Origin of the sequence: Citrobacter sp. Cf118, from assembly GCF_030334095.1 — a bacterium.
In the GTDB taxonomy this organism is placed as follows: Bacteria; Pseudomonadota; Gammaproteobacteria; order Enterobacterales; family Enterobacteriaceae; genus Citrobacter; species Citrobacter freundii.
The window spans coordinates 417,642-436,374 of the sequence record NZ_JAOWES010000056.1 but is presented as its reverse complement, the minus strand read 5'-3'; the positions used below and the strand labels follow the sequence as shown (position 1 = coordinate 436,374).

Annotated in this window: 20 protein-coding genes and 1 pseudogene; 6 read left to right on the top strand and 15 right to left on the bottom strand. The window is 52.6% G+C overall.

The features are described from left to right. From tuf to fkpA, 9 genes are all read right to left on the bottom strand, one after another. A partial coding sequence (gene tuf / locus OGX67_RS04090) for an elongation factor Tu (RefSeq protein ID WP_118262821.1) occupies positions 1-1,097 on the bottom strand: 1,097 nt, incomplete at its 3' end. Positions 1,098-1,166: 69 nt separating this feature from the next. Beyond that, positions 1,167-3,281 (bottom strand): elongation factor G, encoded by a 2,115-nt coding sequence (fusA, locus tag OGX67_RS04085; protein ID WP_003023659.1) that lies wholly within the window; start codon positions 3,279-3,281, stop codon positions 1,167-1,169. A 96-nt stretch (positions 3,282-3,377) separates the two neighbouring features. Then, on the bottom strand, positions 3,378-3,848 hold the full coding sequence (gene rpsG, locus OGX67_RS04080; protein ID WP_003023657.1) for a 30S ribosomal protein S7: 471 nt from the start codon (positions 3,846-3,848) through the stop codon (positions 3,378-3,380). A 95-nt stretch (positions 3,849-3,943) separates the two neighbouring features. Next, positions 3,944-4,318, bottom strand: a complete 375-nt coding sequence (gene rpsL, locus OGX67_RS04075) for a 30S ribosomal protein S12 (protein WP_003023654.1) — start codon at positions 4,316-4,318, stop codon at positions 3,944-3,946. A gap of 125 nt (positions 4,319-4,443) precedes the next feature. After that, on the bottom strand, positions 4,444-4,731 hold the full coding sequence (gene tusB / locus OGX67_RS04070) for a sulfurtransferase complex subunit TusB (RefSeq protein ID WP_003023651.1): 288 nt from the start codon (positions 4,729-4,731) through the stop codon (positions 4,444-4,446). Positions 4,732-4,738: 7 nt separating this feature from the next. Continuing rightward, a complete protein-coding gene (tusC, locus tag OGX67_RS04065) occupies positions 4,739-5,098 on the bottom strand; it encodes a sulfurtransferase complex subunit TusC (protein ID WP_003837966.1) in 360 nt (119 codons plus the stop codon). Further along, the gene (tusD, locus tag OGX67_RS04060) at positions 5,098-5,484 is read right to left on the bottom strand and encodes a sulfurtransferase complex subunit TusD (protein ID WP_003023646.1); all 387 of its coding nucleotides are present in this window, start codon (positions 5,482-5,484) and stop codon (positions 5,098-5,100) included. The genes tusC and tusD overlap by 1 nt, the downstream gene beginning before the upstream one ends. Beyond that, positions 5,484-6,206: a helix-turn-helix transcriptional regulator gene (locus tag OGX67_RS04055; protein ID WP_003023643.1), complete on the bottom strand. Its 723-nt coding sequence runs from the start codon at positions 6,204-6,206 to the stop codon at positions 5,484-5,486. The genes tusD and OGX67_RS04055 overlap by 1 nt, the downstream gene beginning before the upstream one ends. A 167-nt stretch (positions 6,207-6,373) precedes the next feature. Further along, positions 6,374-7,192 carry an FKBP-type peptidyl-prolyl cis-trans isomerase gene (gene fkpA, locus OGX67_RS04050; protein WP_003023641.1) on the bottom strand — a complete coding sequence of 273 codons (819 nt, stop codon included), beginning with the start codon at positions 7,190-7,192 and terminating at the stop codon, positions 6,374-6,376. A 232-nt stretch (positions 7,193-7,424) separates the two neighbouring features. On the opposite strand from fkpA, the gene OGX67_RS04045 reads away from it, so the two are divergent. Then, positions 7,425-7,643 (top strand): protein SlyX, encoded by a 219-nt coding sequence (locus OGX67_RS04045; protein ID WP_003023639.1) that lies wholly within the window; start codon positions 7,425-7,427, stop codon positions 7,641-7,643. A gap of 198 nt (positions 7,644-7,841) precedes the next feature. Here the strand turns inward: OGX67_RS04045 and slyD are convergent, their stop codons facing one another. From slyD to kefG, 4 genes are all read right to left on the bottom strand, one after another. After that, positions 7,842-8,447: a peptidylprolyl isomerase gene (gene slyD, locus OGX67_RS04040; protein WP_003023634.1), complete on the bottom strand. Its 606-nt coding sequence runs from the start codon at positions 8,445-8,447 to the stop codon at positions 7,842-7,844. A gap of 94 nt (positions 8,448-8,541) precedes the next feature. Continuing rightward, positions 8,542-8,742 (bottom strand): YheV family putative zinc ribbon protein, encoded by a 201-nt coding sequence (locus tag OGX67_RS04035; RefSeq protein ID WP_003023632.1) that lies wholly within the window; start codon positions 8,740-8,742, stop codon positions 8,542-8,544. A 9-nt stretch (positions 8,743-8,751) separates the two neighbouring features. Continuing rightward, complete coding sequence (kefB, locus tag OGX67_RS04030; RefSeq protein WP_003023630.1) at positions 8,752-10,557, bottom strand: glutathione-regulated potassium-efflux system protein KefB; 1,806 nt, start codon at positions 10,555-10,557, stop codon at positions 8,752-8,754. Beyond that, positions 10,557-11,108, bottom strand: coding sequence for a glutathione-regulated potassium-efflux system ancillary protein KefG (gene kefG, locus OGX67_RS04025; protein WP_003023629.1), 552 nt, complete (start codon positions 11,106-11,108; stop codon positions 10,557-10,559). Before kefG ends, kefB begins: the two co-directional genes overlap by 1 nt. A gap of 132 nt (positions 11,109-11,240) precedes the next feature. On the opposite strand from kefG, the gene OGX67_RS04020 reads away from it, so the two are divergent. Beyond that, positions 11,241-13,142, top strand: a complete 1,902-nt coding sequence (locus OGX67_RS04020; RefSeq protein ID WP_286525958.1) for an ABC transporter ATP-binding protein — start codon at positions 11,241-11,243, stop codon at positions 13,140-13,142. Positions 13,143-13,194: 52 nt separating this feature from the next. Here the strand turns inward: OGX67_RS04020 and OGX67_RS04015 are convergent, their stop codons facing one another. Next, positions 13,195-14,685: a nicotinate phosphoribosyltransferase gene (locus OGX67_RS04015; protein WP_257651306.1), complete on the bottom strand. Its 1,491-nt coding sequence runs from the start codon at positions 14,683-14,685 to the stop codon at positions 13,195-13,197. 14 nt (positions 14,686-14,699) lie between these two features. Then, positions 14,700-15,560: a ribose-phosphate diphosphokinase gene (prs, locus tag OGX67_RS04010; protein WP_071697079.1), complete on the bottom strand. Its 861-nt coding sequence runs from the start codon at positions 15,558-15,560 to the stop codon at positions 14,700-14,702. A 191-nt stretch (positions 15,561-15,751) separates the two neighbouring features. Here prs and OGX67_RS04005 point away from each other — a divergent pair, with 191 nt between their 5' ends. The 4 genes and pseudogenes from OGX67_RS04005 to OGX67_RS03990 all read left to right on the top strand — a co-directional run bounded on the left by OGX67_RS04005 (position 15,752) and on the right by OGX67_RS03990 (position 18,713). Next, entirely contained in the window at positions 15,752-16,471 is a 720-nt protein-coding gene (locus OGX67_RS04005; protein WP_003023620.1) for an NUDIX hydrolase, read from the top strand. A 35-nt stretch (positions 16,472-16,506) separates the two neighbouring features. Beyond that, a pseudogene (locus OGX67_RS04000) lies at positions 16,507-17,575 on the top strand (hydrolase). Beyond that, positions 17,572-17,790, top strand: a complete 219-nt coding sequence (locus tag OGX67_RS03995) for a YheU family protein (protein ID WP_003023615.1) — start codon at positions 17,572-17,574, stop codon at positions 17,788-17,790. The pseudogene OGX67_RS04000 and the gene OGX67_RS03995 overlap by 4 nt, the downstream one beginning before the upstream one ends. A 53-nt stretch (positions 17,791-17,843) precedes the next feature. After that, on the top strand, positions 17,844-18,713 hold the full coding sequence (locus OGX67_RS03990) for a phosphoribulokinase (RefSeq protein ID WP_155574530.1): 870 nt from the start codon (positions 17,844-17,846) through the stop codon (positions 18,711-18,713). The last annotated feature ends 20 nt before the right edge of the window (positions 18,714-18,733 follow it).

The window sequence follows — 18,733 nt, the reverse complement described above, 5'->3', positions numbered from 1 at the left end:
GGGTGGATCAGGGTAACAACCATTTTGATGTTGTCGCCCGGCATTACCATCTCTACGCCTTCCGGCAGTTCGATGGTACCAGTCACGTCAGTAGTACGGAAGTAGAACTGCGGACGGTAGCCTTTGAAGAACGGAGTATGACGGCCGCCTTCGTCTTTGGACAGAATGTACACTTCAGATTCGAACTTGGTGTGCGGCTTGATAGAGCCCGGCTTAGCCAGTACCTGACCACGTTCGATTTCTTCACGTTTGATACCACGCAGCAGAACACCAACGTTCTCACCAGCACGGCCTTCGTCCAGCAGTTTGCGGAACATTTCAACGCCAGTACAGGTAGACTTAGCAGTCTCTTTGATACCAACGATTTCAACTTCTTCACCAACTTTGATGATACCGCGCTCTACACGACCGGTAACAACGGTACCACGACCGGAGATGGAGAATACGTCTTCGATAGGCAGCAGGAACGGCTTGTCAATCGCACGCTCTGGTTCTGGGATGTAAGAATCCAGGAAGCCAGCCAGTTCGATGATTTTCGCTTCCCACTCTGCTTCGCCTTCCAGCGCTTTCAGAGCAGAACCACGAACGATCGGAGTGTCGTCGCCCGGGAAATCGTACTGAGACAGAAGTTCACGAACTTCCATTTCTACCAGTTCCAGCAGCTCTTCGTCATCAACCATGTCGCATTTGTTCAGGAACACGATGATGTACGGAACGCCTACCTGACGACCCAGCAGGATGTGCTCACGAGTCTGCGGCATCGGGCCGTCAGTCGCAGCAACAACCAGGATCGCGCCGTCCATCTGCGCAGCACCGGTGATCATGTTTTTAACATAGTCGGCGTGGCCCGGGCAGTCTACGTGTGCGTAGTGGCGAGTCGGGGTGTCATATTCAACGTGAGAAGTGTTGATGGTGATACCACGAGCTTTTTCTTCCGGCGCGTTATCGATCTGGTCGAATGCACGAGCAGCACCGCCGTAGGTTTTAGCCAGTACGGTAGTGATTGCAGCGGTCAGGGTAGTTTTACCGTGGTCAACGTGGCCGATGGTGCCGACGTTAACGTGCGGTTTTGTACGTTCAAATTTTTCTTTAGACACGGCTATATTCCTTACTATAGTGCTCTCCCCTATGGAGAGAGCACGGGACTTAGGTTTTAATCCTGTGGATTATTTACCACGGGCTTCAATAACGGCCTGAGCAACGTTGTTCGGCGCATCGTCGTACTTCAGGAACTCCATGGAGTAAGAAGCACGGCCTTTGGTCAGAGAACGCAGCTGGGTTGCATATCCGAACATTTCAGACAGCGGAACTTCAGCATGGATAACAACGCCAGTGACGTTGGATTCCTGACCACGAAGCATACCACGACGGCGGCTCAAGTCACCGATTACGTCACCGGTGTTCTCTTCCGGAGTCTCTACTTCAACCTTCATGATAGGCTCAAGCAGAACTGGTTTCGCTTTCTTAAAGCCATCTTTGAAGGCGATAGAAGCGGCCAGTTTAAACGCCAGCTCAGAGGAGTCAACGTCATGGTAAGAACCGAAGTGCAGACGCACGCCCAGATCAACAACCGGGTAACCAGCCAGCGGGCCAGATTTCAGCTGTTCCTGGATGCCTTTATCAACGGCCGGGATGTATTCGCCAGGAATTACACCACCTTTGATGTCGTTGATGAACTCGTAGCCTTTCGGGTTTGAACCCGGCTCCAGCGGGTACATGTCGATAACAACATGACCGTACTGACCGCGACCACCAGACTGCTTAGCGTGTTTACCTTCGATATCGGTAACTTTCGCGCGAATCGCTTCACGGTAAGCAACCTGAGGTTTACCGACGTTCGCTTCAACGTTGAATTCACGCTTCATACGGTCAACGATGATGTCGAGGTGCAGCTCACCCATACCAGCGATAATGGTCTGGTTAGATTCTTCGTCAGTCCATACGCGGAATGACGGGTCTTCTTTAGCCAGACGGCCCAGAGCCAGACCCATTTTTTCCTGGTCAGCTTTGGTTTTCGGTTCTACCGCGATGGAAATTACCGGCTCAGGGAATTCCATACGTTCCAGAATGATCGGGTGATCCGGGTCACACAGAGTGTCACCAGTGGTCACGTCTTTCAGACCGATAGCAGCAGCGATATCGCCCGCGCGAACTTCTTTGATCTCTTCACGTTTGTTAGCGTGCATCTGTACGATACGGCCGAAACGTTCACGTGCAGTTTTCACGGAGTTCAGGATGGTGTCACCGGAGTTAACCACACCAGAGTACACGCGGAAGAAGGTCAGGTTACCCACGAACGGGTCGGTAGCGATTTTGAATGCCAGAGCAGCAAACGGCTCGTCATCGCTAGCATGACGCTCAGCAGGAGTATCTTTACCGTCGTCCAGAATACCGTTGATCGCAGGTACGTCTACTGGGGATGGCAGGTAATCAATTACCGCATCCAGCATCGCCTGAACACCTTTGTTCTTGAACGCAGAACCACAGGTTACCAGGATGATTTCGTTGTTCAGAACACGCTGACGCAGAGCTTTTTTGATCTCTTCTTCAGTCAGTTCTTCACCACCCAGGTATTTCTCCATCAGCTCTTCTGAAGCTTCTGCAGCGGACTCGATCAGGTTCTGGTGCCATTCTTCAGCCAGTTCCTGCATGTCAGCCGGGATATCTTCATAAGTGAAGGTTACGCCTGCATCTTCTTCGTTCCAGTTGATGGCTTTCATTTTCACCAGGTCAACAACACCGGTGAACGCTTCTTCAGCGCCAATTGCCAGCTGCAGCGGAACAGGGTTCGCGCCCAGACGGGTTTTGATCTGACCAACAACTTTCAGGAAGTTCGCACCCATACGGTCCATTTTGTTAACGAACGCAATGCGCGGAACTTTATATTTGTTTGCCTGACGCCATACGGTTTCAGACTGAGGCTGAACACCACCAACTGCGCAGTAAACCATTACTGCACCATCAAGCACACGCATGGAACGTTCTACTTCGATAGTGAAGTCAACGTGCCCCGGGGTGTCGATGATGTTTACGCGATGCGGTTCATACTGCTTAGCCATACCAGACCAGAATGCAGTAGTCGCTGCGGAGGTGATAGTAATACCACGTTCCTGCTCCTGCTCCATCCAGTCCATGGTGGCTGCGCCGTCATGAACTTCACCGATTTTATGGTTTACACCGGTGTAGAACAGAATACGTTCGGTAGTAGTGGTTTTACCGGCGTCGATGTGCGCACTGATACCGATGTTACGGTAGCGCGCGATGGGTGTTGTACGAGCCATTTGATTCCTCGTTTATCTTTTAGGCGTTCAATTTAAGTAGCCCAAAGCGGGCTGCTTACTAGAAGCGCCCGCCTGGTGACTAAAACTCCGAAGGGATTACCAACGGTAGTGTGCGAACGCCTTGTTGGCTTCTGCCATACGGTGAACGTCTTCACGTTTCTTAACTGCAGTACCTTTGTTTTCTGCAGCATCAGAAAGTTCGTTCGCCAGGCGCAGAGCCATGGATTTATCACCGCGTTTACGAGCAGCTTCAACGATCCAACGCATTGCCAGAGCATTACGACGGACCGGACGGACTTCAACTGGTACCTGATAAGTAGAACCACCAACGCGGCGAGACTTAACTTCGACAGTCGGGCGCACGTTTTCGAGAGCTACTTCGAAAGCTTCCAGTTCGTTTTTACCAGAACGCTGAGCCAGGGTCTCCAGCGCGCTGTATACGATAGTTTCGGCAGTAGATTTTTTACCATCTACCATCAGGATATTTACAAATTTAGCCAGCAGTTCTGATCCGAACTTCGGATCCGGCAGAATTTTACGCTGACCAATGACGCGACGACGTGGCATGGAAATACTCCGTTGTTAATTCAGGATTGTCCAAAACTCTAAGAGTTTAGTTTGACATTAATATAAAACGTTTGGCCTTACTTAACGGAGAACCATTAAGCCTTAGGACGTTTCACGCCATACTTGGAGCGTGATTGCTTACGGTCTTTAACGCCGGAGCAGTCAAGCGCACCACGAACGGTGTGGTAACGAACACCCGGGAGGTCTTTTACACGACCGCCACGGATCAGGATCACGGAGTGCTCCTGCAGGTTGTGACCTTCACCACCGATGTAGGAAGTCACTTCAAAACCGTTAGTCAGACGAACACGGCAAACTTTACGCAGTGCGGAGTTCGGTTTTTTAGGAGTGGTAGTATATACACGAGTACATACGCCACGTTTCTGCGGGCATGCTTCCAGCGCAGGCACGTTGCTTTTTGCAACTTTGCGTGCACGTGGTTTGCGTACCAGCTGGTTAACTGTTGCCATTAAATAGCTCCTGGTTTTAGCTTTTGCTTCGTAAACACGTAATAAAACGACCTCATACAATATGAGGACGCAGAATTTTAGGTCGGTGTCGAAAAGGTGTCAAGAAATATACAACGATCCCACAATTACCAGGACATCTGGCTGGGATGCTTCACCGTAAGTCTGACGAAGTCAGTATAGCTAACCCTGACGACACTGTCTGAAATTTGACCGCTCAACCCGCGAGCCTTAATGTCTTCTTCCAGTACATAGACCTTAATGGAGGCATTTTGCAGACTTTCAAGGAAACGGCTTCCTTCGATTGCTGCCGTCACGCCATCCTGGAGCAATAAAAGTTCATCGTCTTTATCAATCAGACGAAGAAGAGAGGAGAAATCGGTAAGCCACGCGGAGCGATGTAGTGTGTGCAGCATGAGAGTCTCAAAACCTTAAAATGACGTCATAGTTGCCTAACTCACGGCGTAAATCTTCCGGTTCAAGCGCTGTCGCATCGATCACAAAATTACTCCCCTGCTGAAGGCCCCGCTCGCGTAATGAGGCAGCGCAGAGCCAACATTGATCGATATCGTACAACCCTAACAGCTTGAAGGTCGCGATATAGTCTCGCGCCAGCACGGCATCCGGTTGCTGTCCCTGAAGGATTTGAAAGACGCCATCACCGATAAAAAACACACCGAGGTCTTCCGTTAATGCAGAGGTCGCCAGCAATGCATCTAACCCTTCACGGCCAGATGCGCTGCCGTGCGGCACGGTAGAAAAGACAAAAGCAACACGTTTCATCAGAATTGCACCACGCGATCGCAGGTCAGGGATGCCTCAGCCAGCGATCCAAGCCCGCTGAGGTTAAAACCTGATTGTAAATTAGCTCCTGCCAGCCCCAGCCGCTTTGCCTCAGTCTCATCAACCACGCCGCGTCGCAACGCCGCAGCCACGCAAATATTCAGTGTTACACCATGCTGTTGGTTCAGCTGTTGCCAGGCCCGTACCAGATCGTATTCATCACTGGCAGGCGAAGTGAGTAGGTTGGCGTTATACACACCTTCACGATAGAAAAAGACGCTGCTTAGCTCATGCCCTTCTTTGAGTAGCGCATGAGCAAATTGCAACGCGCTGCTCGCCTGCTGCGTGCCGTATGCAGGCCCCGTCACCATGATGGCAAAACGCATTACTTATCTTGCCCCTGGAAATCGCCACTTTTGAACTGACGAATATAGAGGTAGACCGTATGTTTGGAGATGTTCAGCCGATCGGCGACCTGGTTGATGGCATCTTTAATATCGAAGATGCCTTTCTCATACAAATTCAGGACGATCTGGCGGTTCTTCGCGTTGTTGGAAACATTACGATCGGCATTCACTTCTTCGATTGTGAATTCCAGCGTCTGGGTAACCAGATCTTCCACCGAAGAAGCGAAGTTGACGGCAGAGCCCACTTCCGGGGTTTCCGGTGGGATAAAGGTATTCATTATCTGCGAGAAAGGGACATCAAGGTTCATGTTGATGCACAACAGACCAATCACGCGATGCTCACGGTTGCGAATGGCAATCGTCACCGACTTCATCAAGACACCGCTTTTCGCACGTGTGAAGTAACACTTCGACACGCTGCTATCCGCACCCGTCATATCATGCAGCATACGCAACGCAAGGTCAGTAATCGGTGAGCCAATTTTACGGCCCGTGTGTTCACCGTTAGCAATGCGGATGGCCGAGCATTTCAAATCCTGCAAAGAGTGCAATACGATTTCACAATGGGAACCAATGAGCATCGCCAACCCGTCCACTACCGCTTCGTAGGATTTGAGGATATCGAAGTCGGTTTGATCGAAAGGACGTTGATCCAGCAAATCTAGCTCACTGGTTTCGTTGGTTAAAAGCGACCTGGACATGAAAAAAAGCACTCCTTTTCAGGAGCCTGTCGTTATGTTGTCAGGGCAGGCTCATCACTATTATAGGGGCATCTAAAGTAATACAGCGCACAAGGCGCTTTCCAGTATTAATTATATCCTGTCGATAATAAAAAACCGCCGCCCTGTGGGCGGCGGTTTCTGTTAGCTTATTTTTTGCTGCTGTCTGCAGCTTTATCTGCCGGTGCAGCATCTGGCTGCGCGTCAGCTTTCGGTGCCGGTTTGATGTCTAACAGTTCAACATCAAAGACCAGCGTAGAGTTGGCCGGAATGCCCGGAACGCCCGTTTTGCCGTAAGCCAGATCCGGTGGGATAACCAGCTGGATTTTGCCGCCTTTCTTGATGTTTTTCAGGCCTTCAGTCCAGCCCGGGATCACGCCGTCAAGACGGAAAGAGAGCGGCTCACCACGGGTATAAGAGTTATCAAACTCTTTACCATCGATCAGCGTACCTTTGTAGTTAACAACCACGGTATCGCTGTCTTTCGGTGCAGCGCCGGTACCTTCTTTCTCTACTTTGTAGACCAGGCCAGTAGCCGAGGTTTTAACGCCTTTCTCTTTAGCAAATTTCTCGCGGTAAACTTTACCTTTGGCTTCGTTGTCAGCCGCGTCTTTTTCCATTTTTGCCTGGGCGGAGCTCTTCACGCGCGCTTCAAACGCCTGCAGAGTTTGTTCGATTTCCTGGTCAGACAGTTTGCTCTTGTCTGCAAACGCATCCTGAACACCAGCGATCAGCTGATCTTTATCCAGTTTGATGCCCAGCTTTTCCTGCTCTTTCAGAGAGTTTTCCATATAACGACCCAGGGACGCGCCCAGCGCGTAAGCGGCTTTTTGGTCGTCATTCTTGAATGCTGCTTTGCTGTCAGCAGTAGCGGCTGGTTTCGCAGCATCAGCAGCGAAGGTGATCGGGGCATGCAGAGCAACAGCCATTGTGGTCGCCAGCAGCGTTACTTTAAACAGTGATTTCATCCATATCTCCAGGGCCGGGGCATCTCACCCCAGGGTTAACTAACATAAAAATGTACTATAAAGCGTTGCAGAACAAATCAACATACAGGCACGCCCTATTATCACCACTTTTCAGACTCTTTTTGTTTAAATTAGTTTCGTTACCGAAGATTGAGTGCTGTGCAAACAGGCAAAGTTAAGTAGAATTCGCCGCAGTCCGCGATCTGCCGGAGAAAAAAGAAAGAGGTGAATCATGCAGGATACAACAATGGAAACTCGCCTGGCTGAACTGGAAAGTCGCCTGGCATTTCAGGAGATAACCATTGAAGAGCTCAACGTGACGGTGACCGCGCATGAACTGGAAATGGCCAAACTGCGCGACCATCTGCGTCTGCTGACGGAAAAGCTCAAAGCAACGCAACCGTCCCACATCGCGTCGCAGTCTGAAGAGACCCCTCCGCCACATTATTGAGACGTAAAAAAGCGGGGATATCCCCGCTTTTTTTGTGTCCGAAAGCGCTAACGCTTATCGGATCTACTCACATATACCCAAAGGATTTCAAATCACAGCAAGGCGGCAAGCTTGAGGAAGTCCTGGGAGCATAGATAACTATGTGACCAAGATTCGAAAGCGCAGCCAACACCGCTGTGGGTTGAAAGACGAAGGGTATTAGTGGCAACCGCAGCCGCCGCCGTTACCTTTACCGCCACCGCCGCAGCAGCCTTCGCCGCCGTGCTCGTGACCATGGTCGTGGCCGTGACCACCGCAGCAACCGTCATGACCGTGGTCATGATCGTGGTCGTGACCGTGCGCACCGTGAACGTGGCCGTGAGCCAGTTCTTCTTCGGTCGCTTCGCGGATAGCAACAACTTCTACGTTGAATTTCAGATTCTGGCCAGCCAGCATGTGGTTACCGTCAACCACAACGTGGTCGTCTTCCACTTCGGTAATTTCTACCGGTACTGGACCCTGGTCAGTTTCAGCCAGGAAACGCATGCCAACCTGCAGTTCGTCAACGCCCATGAAGACGTCTTTAGGAACGCGCTGCACCAGGTTTTCGTCGTACTGACCGTATGCGTCGTTTGCGCCAACAGCAACATCGAATTTGTCGCCAACTTCATGACCGTCCAGCGCTGTTTCCAGGCCAGAAATCAGGGAACCGTGACCATGCAGGTAGTCCAGCGGTGCACTCACCGGAGACTCATCAACCAACACACCGTCTTCTGTACGTACCTGATAGGCCAGGCTGACCACCAGGTCCTTTGCTACTTTCATGATATCTCCTGAGCATGGAAAGAATAGTGGCGCAGATTGTAGCGGAATTCTGCACCCGTGTACCCTCTAGCTTAAAAAAAGCTGCGCCATATCGCTAGTCCGGATGAAAAATCCCGATCACTTGCTCTTCTTTGCGAACGTGCTCGCGCGCCTCTTTATCGGCTTCCCGCATCTGATGACCGCACTTAACACACTCAACAATATCGATATTATTTTCACGCCACATCGCCAGCGTATCCTGCGACTGGCAGGACGGACATTTTGCGCCTGCGATAAAACGTTTACGAATTGCCATGATTATCCTCTACTCAAATTCATCCCAGCCATCCAGCTGACGTCGCTCTTGCTGCATCTCTCGTTGGAAAATTTCCTCCAGCTCGCGCCGTGCTTCCCTGGCTCGAGAGATTTGTACCGTATCTGTATGCATGGGGATCAGTTCCCGCAGCATGCGCATATCCAGCCGACGAAAATGCAGCTGGGCACGCTGGGCCTGGTGCGGATGCATCCCCAGTGTAACCAGCGTTTTACGCCCCAACTCCAGCGCACTGGAGAACGTTTCGCGCGAAAACTGCGTAACACCGGCCTGTAATAACTCATGCGCCTCTACACGTCCGCGCGCTCGCGCAAGAATATGCAAATGCGGAAAATACTGTTGGCACAGTTCCACCAGTTTCATTGTGTCTTCAGGCTCATTACAGGTAATAACAATAGACTGTGCCGCCTCTGCCCCTGCGGAGCGCAACAGTTCCACCTGAGTGGCGTCACCGTAGTAGACCTTATAGCCATATTTGCGCATCAGATTCACCGCGCTGATATCTCGCTCCAGGACGGTAATACGCATTTTATTGGCCATCAACAGGCGACCAATAACCTGACCAAAACGCCCAAACCCCACCACAATCACCTGCGGTTTATCATCTTCCACCCAGGGTTTTTCGTCTTCCTCATCCGTGCCGTTAAACTGGCGGGAGAGCCATTTATCAATCAACTTCATCACCAGCGGCGTGGTCATCATCGACAGTGTGACGGTCACCAGCAGCAACGCCATTTGGTCGCCCTGAAACAGCCGTTGCGAGGATGCCGTTGAAAACAGCACGAAAGCGAATTCACCGCCCTGACTTAAAACCCCGGCAAATTGCATCCGTTCAGAGCTTCTCATGCCGTTAAGACGCGCCAGTACATACAGCACCAGCATTTTTACGACCACCAGCACGATCACACTCGCTGCCACCCACAGAATATGGGTGTAGAGCACGCCGAGATTGAGCGACATGCCAACGGAGATAAAAAACAGCCCGAGCAACAGTCCTTTAAAAGGATCGATTGCCGTTTCCAGCTCATGTCGGTATTCACTTTCCGCCAGCAGCACACCCGCGATAAACGTTCCCAGCGCCATTGACAGCCCCAGCGCATCCATAAATAAAGCAGAACCCAGCACCAACAGCAGCGTGGCAGCGGTGAACACTTCCCGCACGCCAGAATCCGCAATAAAGCGGAAAACCGGACGCAGCAAATAGCGCCCGCCAATCAGCATGCCGGCAAAGGCCAGCACCTTCATTCCCACTTTAATCCAGTCAAAATGTTCGTCAGCAGACCCCGCCAGCAGCGGAACCAGCGCCAGCGCAGGGATCACCGCCAGATCCTGAAACAGCAGCACCGAAAAACCCAACTGCCCGGATTCACTGCGGTTCATGCCTTTCTCACGCATCAACTGTAGCGCCATCGCGGTCGATGACATCGCCAGACCAATGCCGCCAACCACTGCCGCCTGCCAGGAGAACGCAGTGAGCATCAATAATCCGGCCAACACCACCGCGCTCAGCATCACCTGCGCGGCGCCGACGCCAAAAATTGAACGCCGCAGTTGCCATAGCTTGGCCGGGTTAAGTTCCAACCCAATGATGAACATCAGAAAGACTACGCCCAGCTCGGAAAAGTGCAGGATTTCATCCACATCGCTGATGAACCCTAATCCCCACGGGCCGATGGCAATACCCGCCAGCAAGTAACCCAACACCGGACCGATACCCAACCTGGACGCCAACGGTACCGCCGCCACCGCTGCGAAGAGGAACAACACTCCGGCTGTCAACAAATCTGAACCTTCCATCAGCGGCCTCCCACAGGGATCGGATTCGCCAGCCAGTCACCATACGCTTTCGCATGGCTGTCCAGCTCCTGCTTCGTTTGCCTTCTGGCCCAGTAAACGATAATAGGGCTCATCCAGTGCATGCGGCACATACCGGCCGTCAGCTCGAAAGGGCGCAGCACATCGCTCATTGGATAACGGTTTAGCGCGTCATAGCGGTAGGCACTTTCCGGTTCTCCGGTAGTGATAACGCTACGCCAGTACTTTCCCGCCAGTTGATTCCCTCCTGGACCGCTGGCAAATCCACGGCTCAGTACGCGGTCAAGCCACTCCTTTAACAGCGCCGGACAGCTATAGGTATAGAGTGGGTGCTGAAAAACAATCACATCATGCTCACGCAGCAGCGCCTGTTCATGCGGAATATCGATAAAAAAATCAGGATAGTGCGCGTAAAGGTCGTGCACGGTAACATTGCTGAGCTGCATGGCCGGTTTAAGCAGAACACGGTTCGCGACCGAGTCCTGAGATTCCGGATGGGCATACAGCAGCAAGACTTTCGCTGGCTGGAACATCATCCCCCTCCCGGTTTTGTCTTTTGTCTATTTTCGACGTTTTGGGCTACCATTGCGCCTCGGTGCGGCAAACGGCCCGCACATTACATTATCATAATGATAAATTAACATAGTCTGAACATACGGCGCCTTATGATTGTTTTCTCATCGTTACAAATTCGTCGCGGCGTGCGCGTCTTGCTGGACAATGCCACGGCCACCATTAATCCAGGGCAGAAGGTTGGCCTGGTGGGTAAAAATGGCTGCGGTAAATCTACCCTGCTGGCATTGCTGAAAAATGAACTCAGCGCCGACGCTGGAGGATTTACCTATCCGGGAAACTGGCAGCTCGCGTGGGTGAATCAGGAAACGCCTGCGTTGCCACAGCCCGCGCTGGAGTACGTCATTGACGGCGACCGCGAATATCGTCAACTGGAAGCGCAGTTGAACGACGCCAACGAACGTAACGATGGACATGCCATTGCCACTGTCCATGGCAAGCTGGATGCCATCGACGCCTGGACCGTGCGTTCACGCGCCGCCAGCCTGCTGCATGGCCTCGGTTTCTCCAACGAACAGCTTGAACGGCCGGTCAGCGACTTCTCCGGTGGCTGGCGTATGCGCCTCAACCTGGCCCAGGCGCTGATTTGCCGTTCAGACCTGCTACTGCTCGATGAACCTACCAACCACCTCGATCTCGACGCGGTGATCTGGCTGGAAAGATGGCTGAAAAGCTATCAGGGCACGCTGATCTTGATCTCCCACGACCGCGACTTCCTCGATCCGGTGGTGGACAAAATTATTCATATCGAACAGCAAACCATGTTCGAGTACACCGGCAACTACAGCGCGTTTGAAATACAGCGTGCGACCCGCCTCGCGCAGCAACAGGCAATGTACGAAAGCCAGCAGGAGCGCGTGGCACATCTGCAAAGCTATATCGATCGTTTCCGCGCTAAAGCAACGAAAGCAAAACAGGCGCAGAGTCGTATCAAAATGCTGGAACGCATGGAGCTGATTGCCCCAGCGCACGTGGACAACCCGTTCCACTTCAGCTTCCGTGAACCGGAAAGCCTGCCAAACCCGCTGCTGAAGATGGAAAAGGTCAGCGCTGGCTACGGCGATCGCGTCATTCTCGATTCGATCAAACTGAACCTGGTGCCGGGTTCCCGCATCGGTCTGCTCGGTCGCAACGGCGCGGGTAAATCGACGCTGATTAAGCTGCTGGCCGGCGAACTGGCCCCCATCAGCGGCGAGATTGGCCTGGCGAAAGGCATCAAGCTGGGCTACTTCGCGCAGCACCAGCTGGAGTTTTTACGCGCCGATGAATCACCAATTCAGCATCTGGCACGCATGGCGCCGCAGGAGCTGGAGCAGAAACTACGAGACTACCTGGGTGGATTCGGCTTCCAGGGCGATAAAGTCAGCGAAGAGACTCGCCGCTTCTCCGGTGGTGAAAAGGCGCGTCTGGTGCTGGCATTGATCGTCTGGCAGCGCCCGAACCTGCTGCTGCTCGATGAACCGACCAACCACCTGGACTTAGATATGCGTCAGGCGCTGACCGAAGCGCTGATCGATTTTGAAGGCGCGCTGGTTGTCGTCTCGCACGACCGTCACCTGATCCGCTCCACCACCGACGACCTCTATCTGGTACACGACAAGAAAGTCGAGCCGTTTGATGGCGATCTGGAGGATTATCAGCAGTGGCTGAGCGATGTCCAGAAACAGGAAAATCAGAGCGACGAACCGGCGAAAGAAAGCGTTAACAGCGCCCAGGCACGTAAAGACCAGAAGCGTCGTGAAGCTGAACTGCGCACTCTGACGCAACCGCTGCGCAAAGAGATCACCCGTCTGGAAAAAGAGATGGAGAAACTGCACGCGCAGTTAGCTCAGACGGAAGAGAAACTCGGCGACAGCGAACTGTACGACCAAAGCCGCAAAGGCGAACTCACCGCTTGTCTGCAACAGCAGGCCAGTGCGAAATCCGGGCTGGAAGAGTGTGAAATGGCCTGGCTGGACGCTCAGGAGCAGCTTGAGCAGATGCTCGCCGAGTAGTCATAATTGCCGGATCTGACGCCAATACGTCCTATCCGGCATTTTTGTTGAATTATCCCTGCATCGCCAGACGCTGGCGGATTTCTTCGAAATGCTCGCGGTTAAACAGCTTGCCGTTGAGAAAACGAGTTTTCAGCTCCCCTTCCTGTTCTTGTTTCCAGGTTTGTTCATCATGCAGACGCAGTTCCCCTTGCTCATCACGCGTGACGCGAAGCAGACCACGGGCTGAACGCTTCAGGCCATTATCGGTTTTCGGCTCTTTGAAAATCGTCCGGCCTTTGCCGTCGACTTCTCCCCACGTCGCTTTCATCGCAAAACCGAAGGTGTCACGCGTGTTGTACTGATAGGTAAAGGAACCGACGCCAAACACGACGTTTGAACTGGCAAATCCTTTCGCTTCCAGACGACGCAGGATCTCATTCGCCCGCTCAAGGGTGATGGAGTCGCCATAAATCAGTCCAACATGCGGGTCGAGCACCTTGTAACCTTTGGCGTTAATCGTACCGCCAAAAATCTCCCACAGCACTTCCACGGACCCTTTCTCCTGAGCGGTACGATCGCTGCTTGTATCGTTATCTTCGCCAGTACCGCACAGAATCTCTACCGGGTTGCCGCTATCCGGACGGAATACCACACGACCTTCACGCGCCAGAATGATGCCCTTCAGTTCACGGGTATATTCCGTCAGCACCTGCCAGTAGTCCCAGGTATCAGATACTATCGATACAAATCCTTGCGGGTAGAGATCGGCAATCAGGCGGCGGAAGGTTTCAATCTCATGCTCGCGCTCGCCCATACACATCACGCTGTGTTCAGTAGCTGGAATGCTGGCGCCGATAAAATAGGGCTCGCCGTCGGTGTAGTAATCGCGGGCGTACAACAGAGATGGAATACTGTCGGTCCCTTTAAAGCTCAACAAATGCCCACTGCCCGCCTGCATGGTGTCCTGTAATCCGGACATACCGCGAAATGAAAAGTCATGGCACTGGAAGTCAAGATGCGTCTGGTCGCTACAGGTTTTCTGTGCCCAGCGTGCGCAGATTTTGCGGTAATGGTGAGCAATCGTGGCGTTTGTCGACGCTTTCCACAATTCCGCCGACAGGACGGTCTCCAGGTAATTCACCAGCCAGAAAAATTCGGGTTTGGTGTTGATAATGGTTAAAACCGGCACCGTCATTGGGACTTTGCTACCTTCATCCAGCGCCTTGATGTGCAGCGGCAGATAGCCCAACTGATGCAATGCACGAATATGGTCCACCGCCACTGCATCTTTGCCGAGATAGCTATCCATGACCTGTTTGTATTCACTCACAACCTCATCTTCCGGGCGGGCAAAGAACGCCTCATTAAACAGGTCGACTAAAAACCACTGCATAAACCCCTGCAGGCCGAAAAATACCAGTTTGCCATCCGCCAACGGCGAGGAGAAAAAGCGATCGCTGCGTGGGGTAAAGTTGGAATATACGCGACGGGTGCCCTGCGGATACTGCACGCGGTGAGACACTTTGTAGCCGTCGATAGCTAAAATTGGATTCATTTTCATAACAGGTGTCTCCCTCAGGCGCGGTAAATCGCGTCAATATCGATAAGTTCAAGCTGCGGATGTTCCAGCGTCGGGGCAGCTAAAGAAGTGGTGGTGTAGATGGCGTCAATACCGTTAGCAAACAGGTGTTCAACGCCCTTAGAAAAGATCCCGTGGGTGACGTACAGGCTAACGCTGTGGGCACCGGCATCACGTAGCACCTGCGCAGAACCTATGAAGGTGCCGCCAGCATCACACAGGTCGTCGACAATCAGCAGATCCCTCCCCCTGACGTCTCCGGCCAATAACGCAAATCCCGTCAGGCTGCCGCTTGCCACATCACGTTTTTTGCTCAGGATGGCGTACTGCTCCACACCGGCCGCTCTGGCTACGGCATCAATCTTCTTCAGCGATCCTGCATCGGGAGCAACCAACATCAGCGCGTTTTGCTGAAACAGCCGCGATAATGACGCGCTTTGCATCAGGCAAACCTCCTGGGGGATCGCCACAAAGTTGTCGATTGCAGCCGCCGCCGCGTCACTGTGCGGGTCGAGCACGTTGACCTTGTCAAATTTCAACGTATTGAGCTGACTGGCGAAGACTTTCAGCGCAAAGCTGTCACCCGATACCATATGTCTGTCCTGACGCGCCCACGGTAGCCAGGGAAGGTCGAGATGGCTGACCAGTACATCGGTCTGATGACGGACCGCCTCAACCAGTTGCGACAGCAGCATAAAATCGTTCATATCGCGCATAGCCGTGGCACGGATGCGCATCAGGCGAGCAAAGGTTGGCAACGCATCGGTGACTTTTAACCAGACAGCACCATCAGGAAAAACACCGCTGGCAACGGCATAGACCTGGTCGTCCAAAGTTAGTGTCAATTTTATGTTCATCGCGCTCACCCCTTAATTATGTCCCTTCGACACAATTAATAATGTCCTTAAGACACATATTAAGCAAGCAGAAAATGAATTATTTTTAAGCTGTTAGTTAATCAACTGATAAGTAATGAGAAAAAACGAATCTTGCCCCCCGGTGCCGGGCTGGTACACTTATCAGCGTTACAAATCATCGTGAGTACCTTATGACCACCGAAGCCGACTACCTGAATCAGTACGACGCCAGCCGCTTCCCTTCACCTCTGGTGACGGTAGATAGTGTGTTATTTACCCTGCATCAGCAGGCGCTGTGCGTATTACTGGTCGAGCGGGCAAAGCAGCCGCAAAAAGGACGTTGGGGATTACCCGGCGGCTTTATTGATATCGAAAACGATGATTCAACCCGTACCACCGCGCTGCGCAAACTCACTGAAAAAACGGGTGTTTCGCCTTCGTGGCTGGAACAACTGGATACCTTTTCCGGGCCTGATCGTGACCCGCGCGGCTGGAGCCTGACGGTCACCTGGTTTGCACTAATCGCCTGGGTAGACTGCGCGCCCCATATCGCCAGCGTCAGCAATGCCCGTTGGGTGCCGGTTGATGAGCTGAAAAACTATTCACTCGCGTTTGATCACGAGAAAATCATTACAGCGGCGCTGCATCGCTTGCGGCAAAAAACGATGTACTCGCTCCTGCCAGTGTACTGCTTGCCAGAAACATTTACCCATGGGCAACTACTCGAAGCCACTGAGGTGATCCTCGGTCAGTCGATCCAGCGTAAAAGTCTGATTCGTCGCTTTGAAGCGTCAGGAATGTTTGAAGATACTGGAGAAAGCGTGGCGACAGGGACGCGTAAAGCCCGCCTGTGGCGACGTAAACCTAACGTCGATTTTCATTTTTTCTCGCGTAACCTGCTGACTGACTAGCGACAAAATCACATATTGGCTAACCCGCACGCGCTGTGCGCGGTATAGTTATTCTTTCCGATTATTAATTGCTCCGGTGTTATGGTTGAAATCACGTCCACAGAAATGACCCCACCTACCGACGATTCGCGAGAATTCCGCCCGATGCGCGGTATCAGTAACCGCCATCTGCAGACGATGCTGCCGCGATTAATTCGCCGTAAGGTGAAGTTCGACGCCCACTGGCAGCGTCTGGAATTGCCCGACGGCGATTTCGTCGATCTGGCGTGGAGTGAAGATCCGCAACAGGCGAGACATAAACCGCGCCTGGTGGTTTTTCACGGTCTGGAAGGTAGTCTGAACAGCCCCTACGCACATGGCCTGATTGAAGCAGCACAAAAGCGCGGCTGGCTGGGCGTGGTAATGCATTTTCGCGGTTGCAGTGGTGAGCCCAATCGTTTGAACCGTATTTATCACTCCGGTGAAACAGAAGATGGCACCTGGTTTTTACACTGGCTGGATCGTGAGTTCGGTCGCGCACCGACCGCCGCGGTAGGTTATTCACTCGGTGGAAACATGCTGGCTTGTCTGCTGGCAAAAGAAGGCAACGATATTCCGATAGATGCAGCGGTTATCGTTTCTGCGCCTTTCGTGCTCGAAGCCTGTAGCTACCATATGGACAAGGGCTTTTCCCGTGTCTATCAGCGCTACCTGCTCAATTTATTGAAAACCAACGCCTCGCGTAAGCTTGAGGCGTATCCAGGTTCGCTGCCGGTAAGCCTGGCCCAGTTGAAATCTTTGCGCCGCATTCGCGATTTTGACGATCTGATCACCGCCAAAATCCACGGTTTCGCCGATGCTATCGACTATTACCGCCAGTGCAGCGCCATGCCGTTGCTCAATCGGATCGCCAAACCAACACTGATTATCCATGCTAAAGACGATCCGTTTATGGATCATCACGTGATCCCGAAACCGGAAAATCTGCCTTCACAGGTGGAATATCAGCTGACTGAACATGGCGGCCACGTCGGATTTATTGGTGGCACAGTGCGCCGTCCTGAGATGTGGCTGGAATCAAGAATCCCGGACTGGCTGACAACGTATCTGGAGGCGTCATCATGATTATCCCATGGCAAGATATCTCTCCGGACGCGCTGGACAATCTGATTGAAAGCTTTGTCTTGCGTGAAGGCACCGATTACGGTGAACATGAACGCTCGCTCGAACAAAAAGTCGCCGACGTCAAACGCCAACTACAATCAGGTGAAGCCGTGCTGGTGTGGTCCGAACTGCATGAAACGGTCAACATTATGCCGAGGAAGCAGATTCACGAGTAATCCGTAGCCGCCGGCCGACTTTACTATAATTACAACCATTTCATGGAGTTGTTATGTCTGCCAAACATCCGGTGATTGCGGTAACAGGATCCAGCGGCGCGGGGACCACCACCACCAGCCTCGCGTTTCGTAAAATTTTCGCGCAGTTAAACCTGCACGCCGCCGAGGTGGAAGGTGACAGTTTTCACCGCTATACCCGTCCGGAAATGGACATGGCGATTCGCAAAGCACGCGATGCCGGGCGGCATATCAGCTATTTCGGCCCCGAAGCTAACGACTTCGGTCTGCTGGAGCAAACCTTCATTGAATACGGCCAGACGGGCAAAGGTCAGTCGCGTAAATACCTGCACACCTACGATGAAGCAGTACCGTGGAATCAGGTTCCGGGGACATTCACGCCCTGGCAGCCGCTGCCTGAACCGACGGATGTCCTGTTCTATGAGGGACTTCACGGCGGCGTTGTCACCCCTCAGCAAAATGTGGCCCGGCATGTCGATCTACTGGTTGGCGTGGTGCCGATCGTGAACCTGGAGTGGATCCAGAAGCTGACCCGCGATACCAGCGAGCGTGGACACTCGCGTGAAGCGGTGATGGACTCGGTGGTGCGCTCAATGGACGATTACATCAATTACATCACGCCACAGTTTTCCCGTACGCATATCAACTTCCAACGCGTACCAACCGTCGATACCTCTAATCCCTTTGCCGCCAAGAGCATTCCGTCACTCGATGAAAGCTTTGTCGTGATTCATTTTCGTAATCTGGAAGGGATCGACTTCCCGTGGCTACTGGCCATGCTGCAGGGCTCATTCATTTCTCATATCAATACGTTGGTCGTACCGGGCGGAAAAATGGGTCTGGCGATGGAATTGATTATGCTGCCGCTGGTGCAGCGACTGATGGAAGGCAAAAAGATAGAGTGATATGTGGAAAGCGCCCGATG

Coding starts and splice junctions, on each gene's coding strand:
- fusA (WP_003023659.1), bottom strand. CDS start 3,281: ATGGCTCGTACAACACCCATCGCGCGCTACCGTAACATCGGTATCAGT.
- rpsG (WP_003023657.1), bottom strand. CDS start 3,848: ATGCCACGTCGTCGCGTCATTGGTCAGCGTAAAATTCTGCCGGATCCG.
- rpsL (WP_003023654.1), bottom strand. CDS start 4,318: ATGGCAACAGTTAACCAGCTGGTACGCAAACCACGTGCACGCAAAGTT.
- tusB (WP_003023651.1), bottom strand. CDS start 4,731: ATGCTGCACACACTACATCGCTCCGCGTGGCTTACCGATTTCTCCTCT.
- tusC (WP_003837966.1), bottom strand. CDS start 5,098: ATGAAACGTGTTGCTTTTGTCTTTTCTACCGTGCCGCACGGCAGCGCA.
- tusD (WP_003023646.1), bottom strand. CDS start 5,484: ATGCGTTTTGCCATCATGGTGACGGGGCCTGCATACGGCACGCAGCAG.
- OGX67_RS04055 (WP_003023643.1), bottom strand. CDS start 6,206: ATGTCCAGGTCGCTTTTAACCAACGAAACCAGTGAGCTAGATTTGCTG.
- fkpA (WP_003023641.1), bottom strand. CDS start 7,192: ATGAAATCACTGTTTAAAGTAACGCTGCTGGCGACCACAATGGCTGTT.
- OGX67_RS04045 (WP_003023639.1), top strand. CDS start 7,425: ATGCAGGATACAACAATGGAAACTCGCCTGGCTGAACTGGAAAGTCGC.
- slyD (WP_003023634.1), bottom strand. CDS start 8,447: ATGAAAGTAGCAAAGGACCTGGTGGTCAGCCTGGCCTATCAGGTACGT.
- OGX67_RS04035 (WP_003023632.1), bottom strand. CDS start 8,742: ATGGCAATTCGTAAACGTTTTATCGCAGGCGCAAAATGTCCGTCCTGC.
- kefB (WP_003023630.1), bottom strand. CDS start 10,557: ATGGAAGGTTCAGATTTGTTGACAGCCGGAGTGTTGTTCCTCTTCGCA.
- kefG (WP_003023629.1), bottom strand. CDS start 11,108: ATGTTCCAGCCAGCGAAAGTCTTGCTGCTGTATGCCCATCCGGAATCT.
- OGX67_RS04020 (WP_286525958.1), top strand. CDS start 11,241: ATGATTGTTTTCTCATCGTTACAAATTCGTCGCGGCGTGCGCGTCTTG.
- OGX67_RS04015 (WP_257651306.1), bottom strand. CDS start 14,685: ATGAAAATGAATCCAATTTTAGCTATCGACGGCTACAAAGTGTCTCAC.
- prs (WP_071697079.1), bottom strand. CDS start 15,560: ATGAACATAAAATTGACACTAACTTTGGACGACCAGGTCTATGCCGTT.
- OGX67_RS04005 (WP_003023620.1), top strand. CDS start 15,752: ATGACCACCGAAGCCGACTACCTGAATCAGTACGACGCCAGCCGCTTC.
- OGX67_RS03995 (WP_003023615.1), top strand. CDS start 17,572: ATGATTATCCCATGGCAAGATATCTCTCCGGACGCGCTGGACAATCTG.
- OGX67_RS03990 (WP_155574530.1), top strand. CDS start 17,844: ATGTCTGCCAAACATCCGGTGATTGCGGTAACAGGATCCAGCGGCGCG.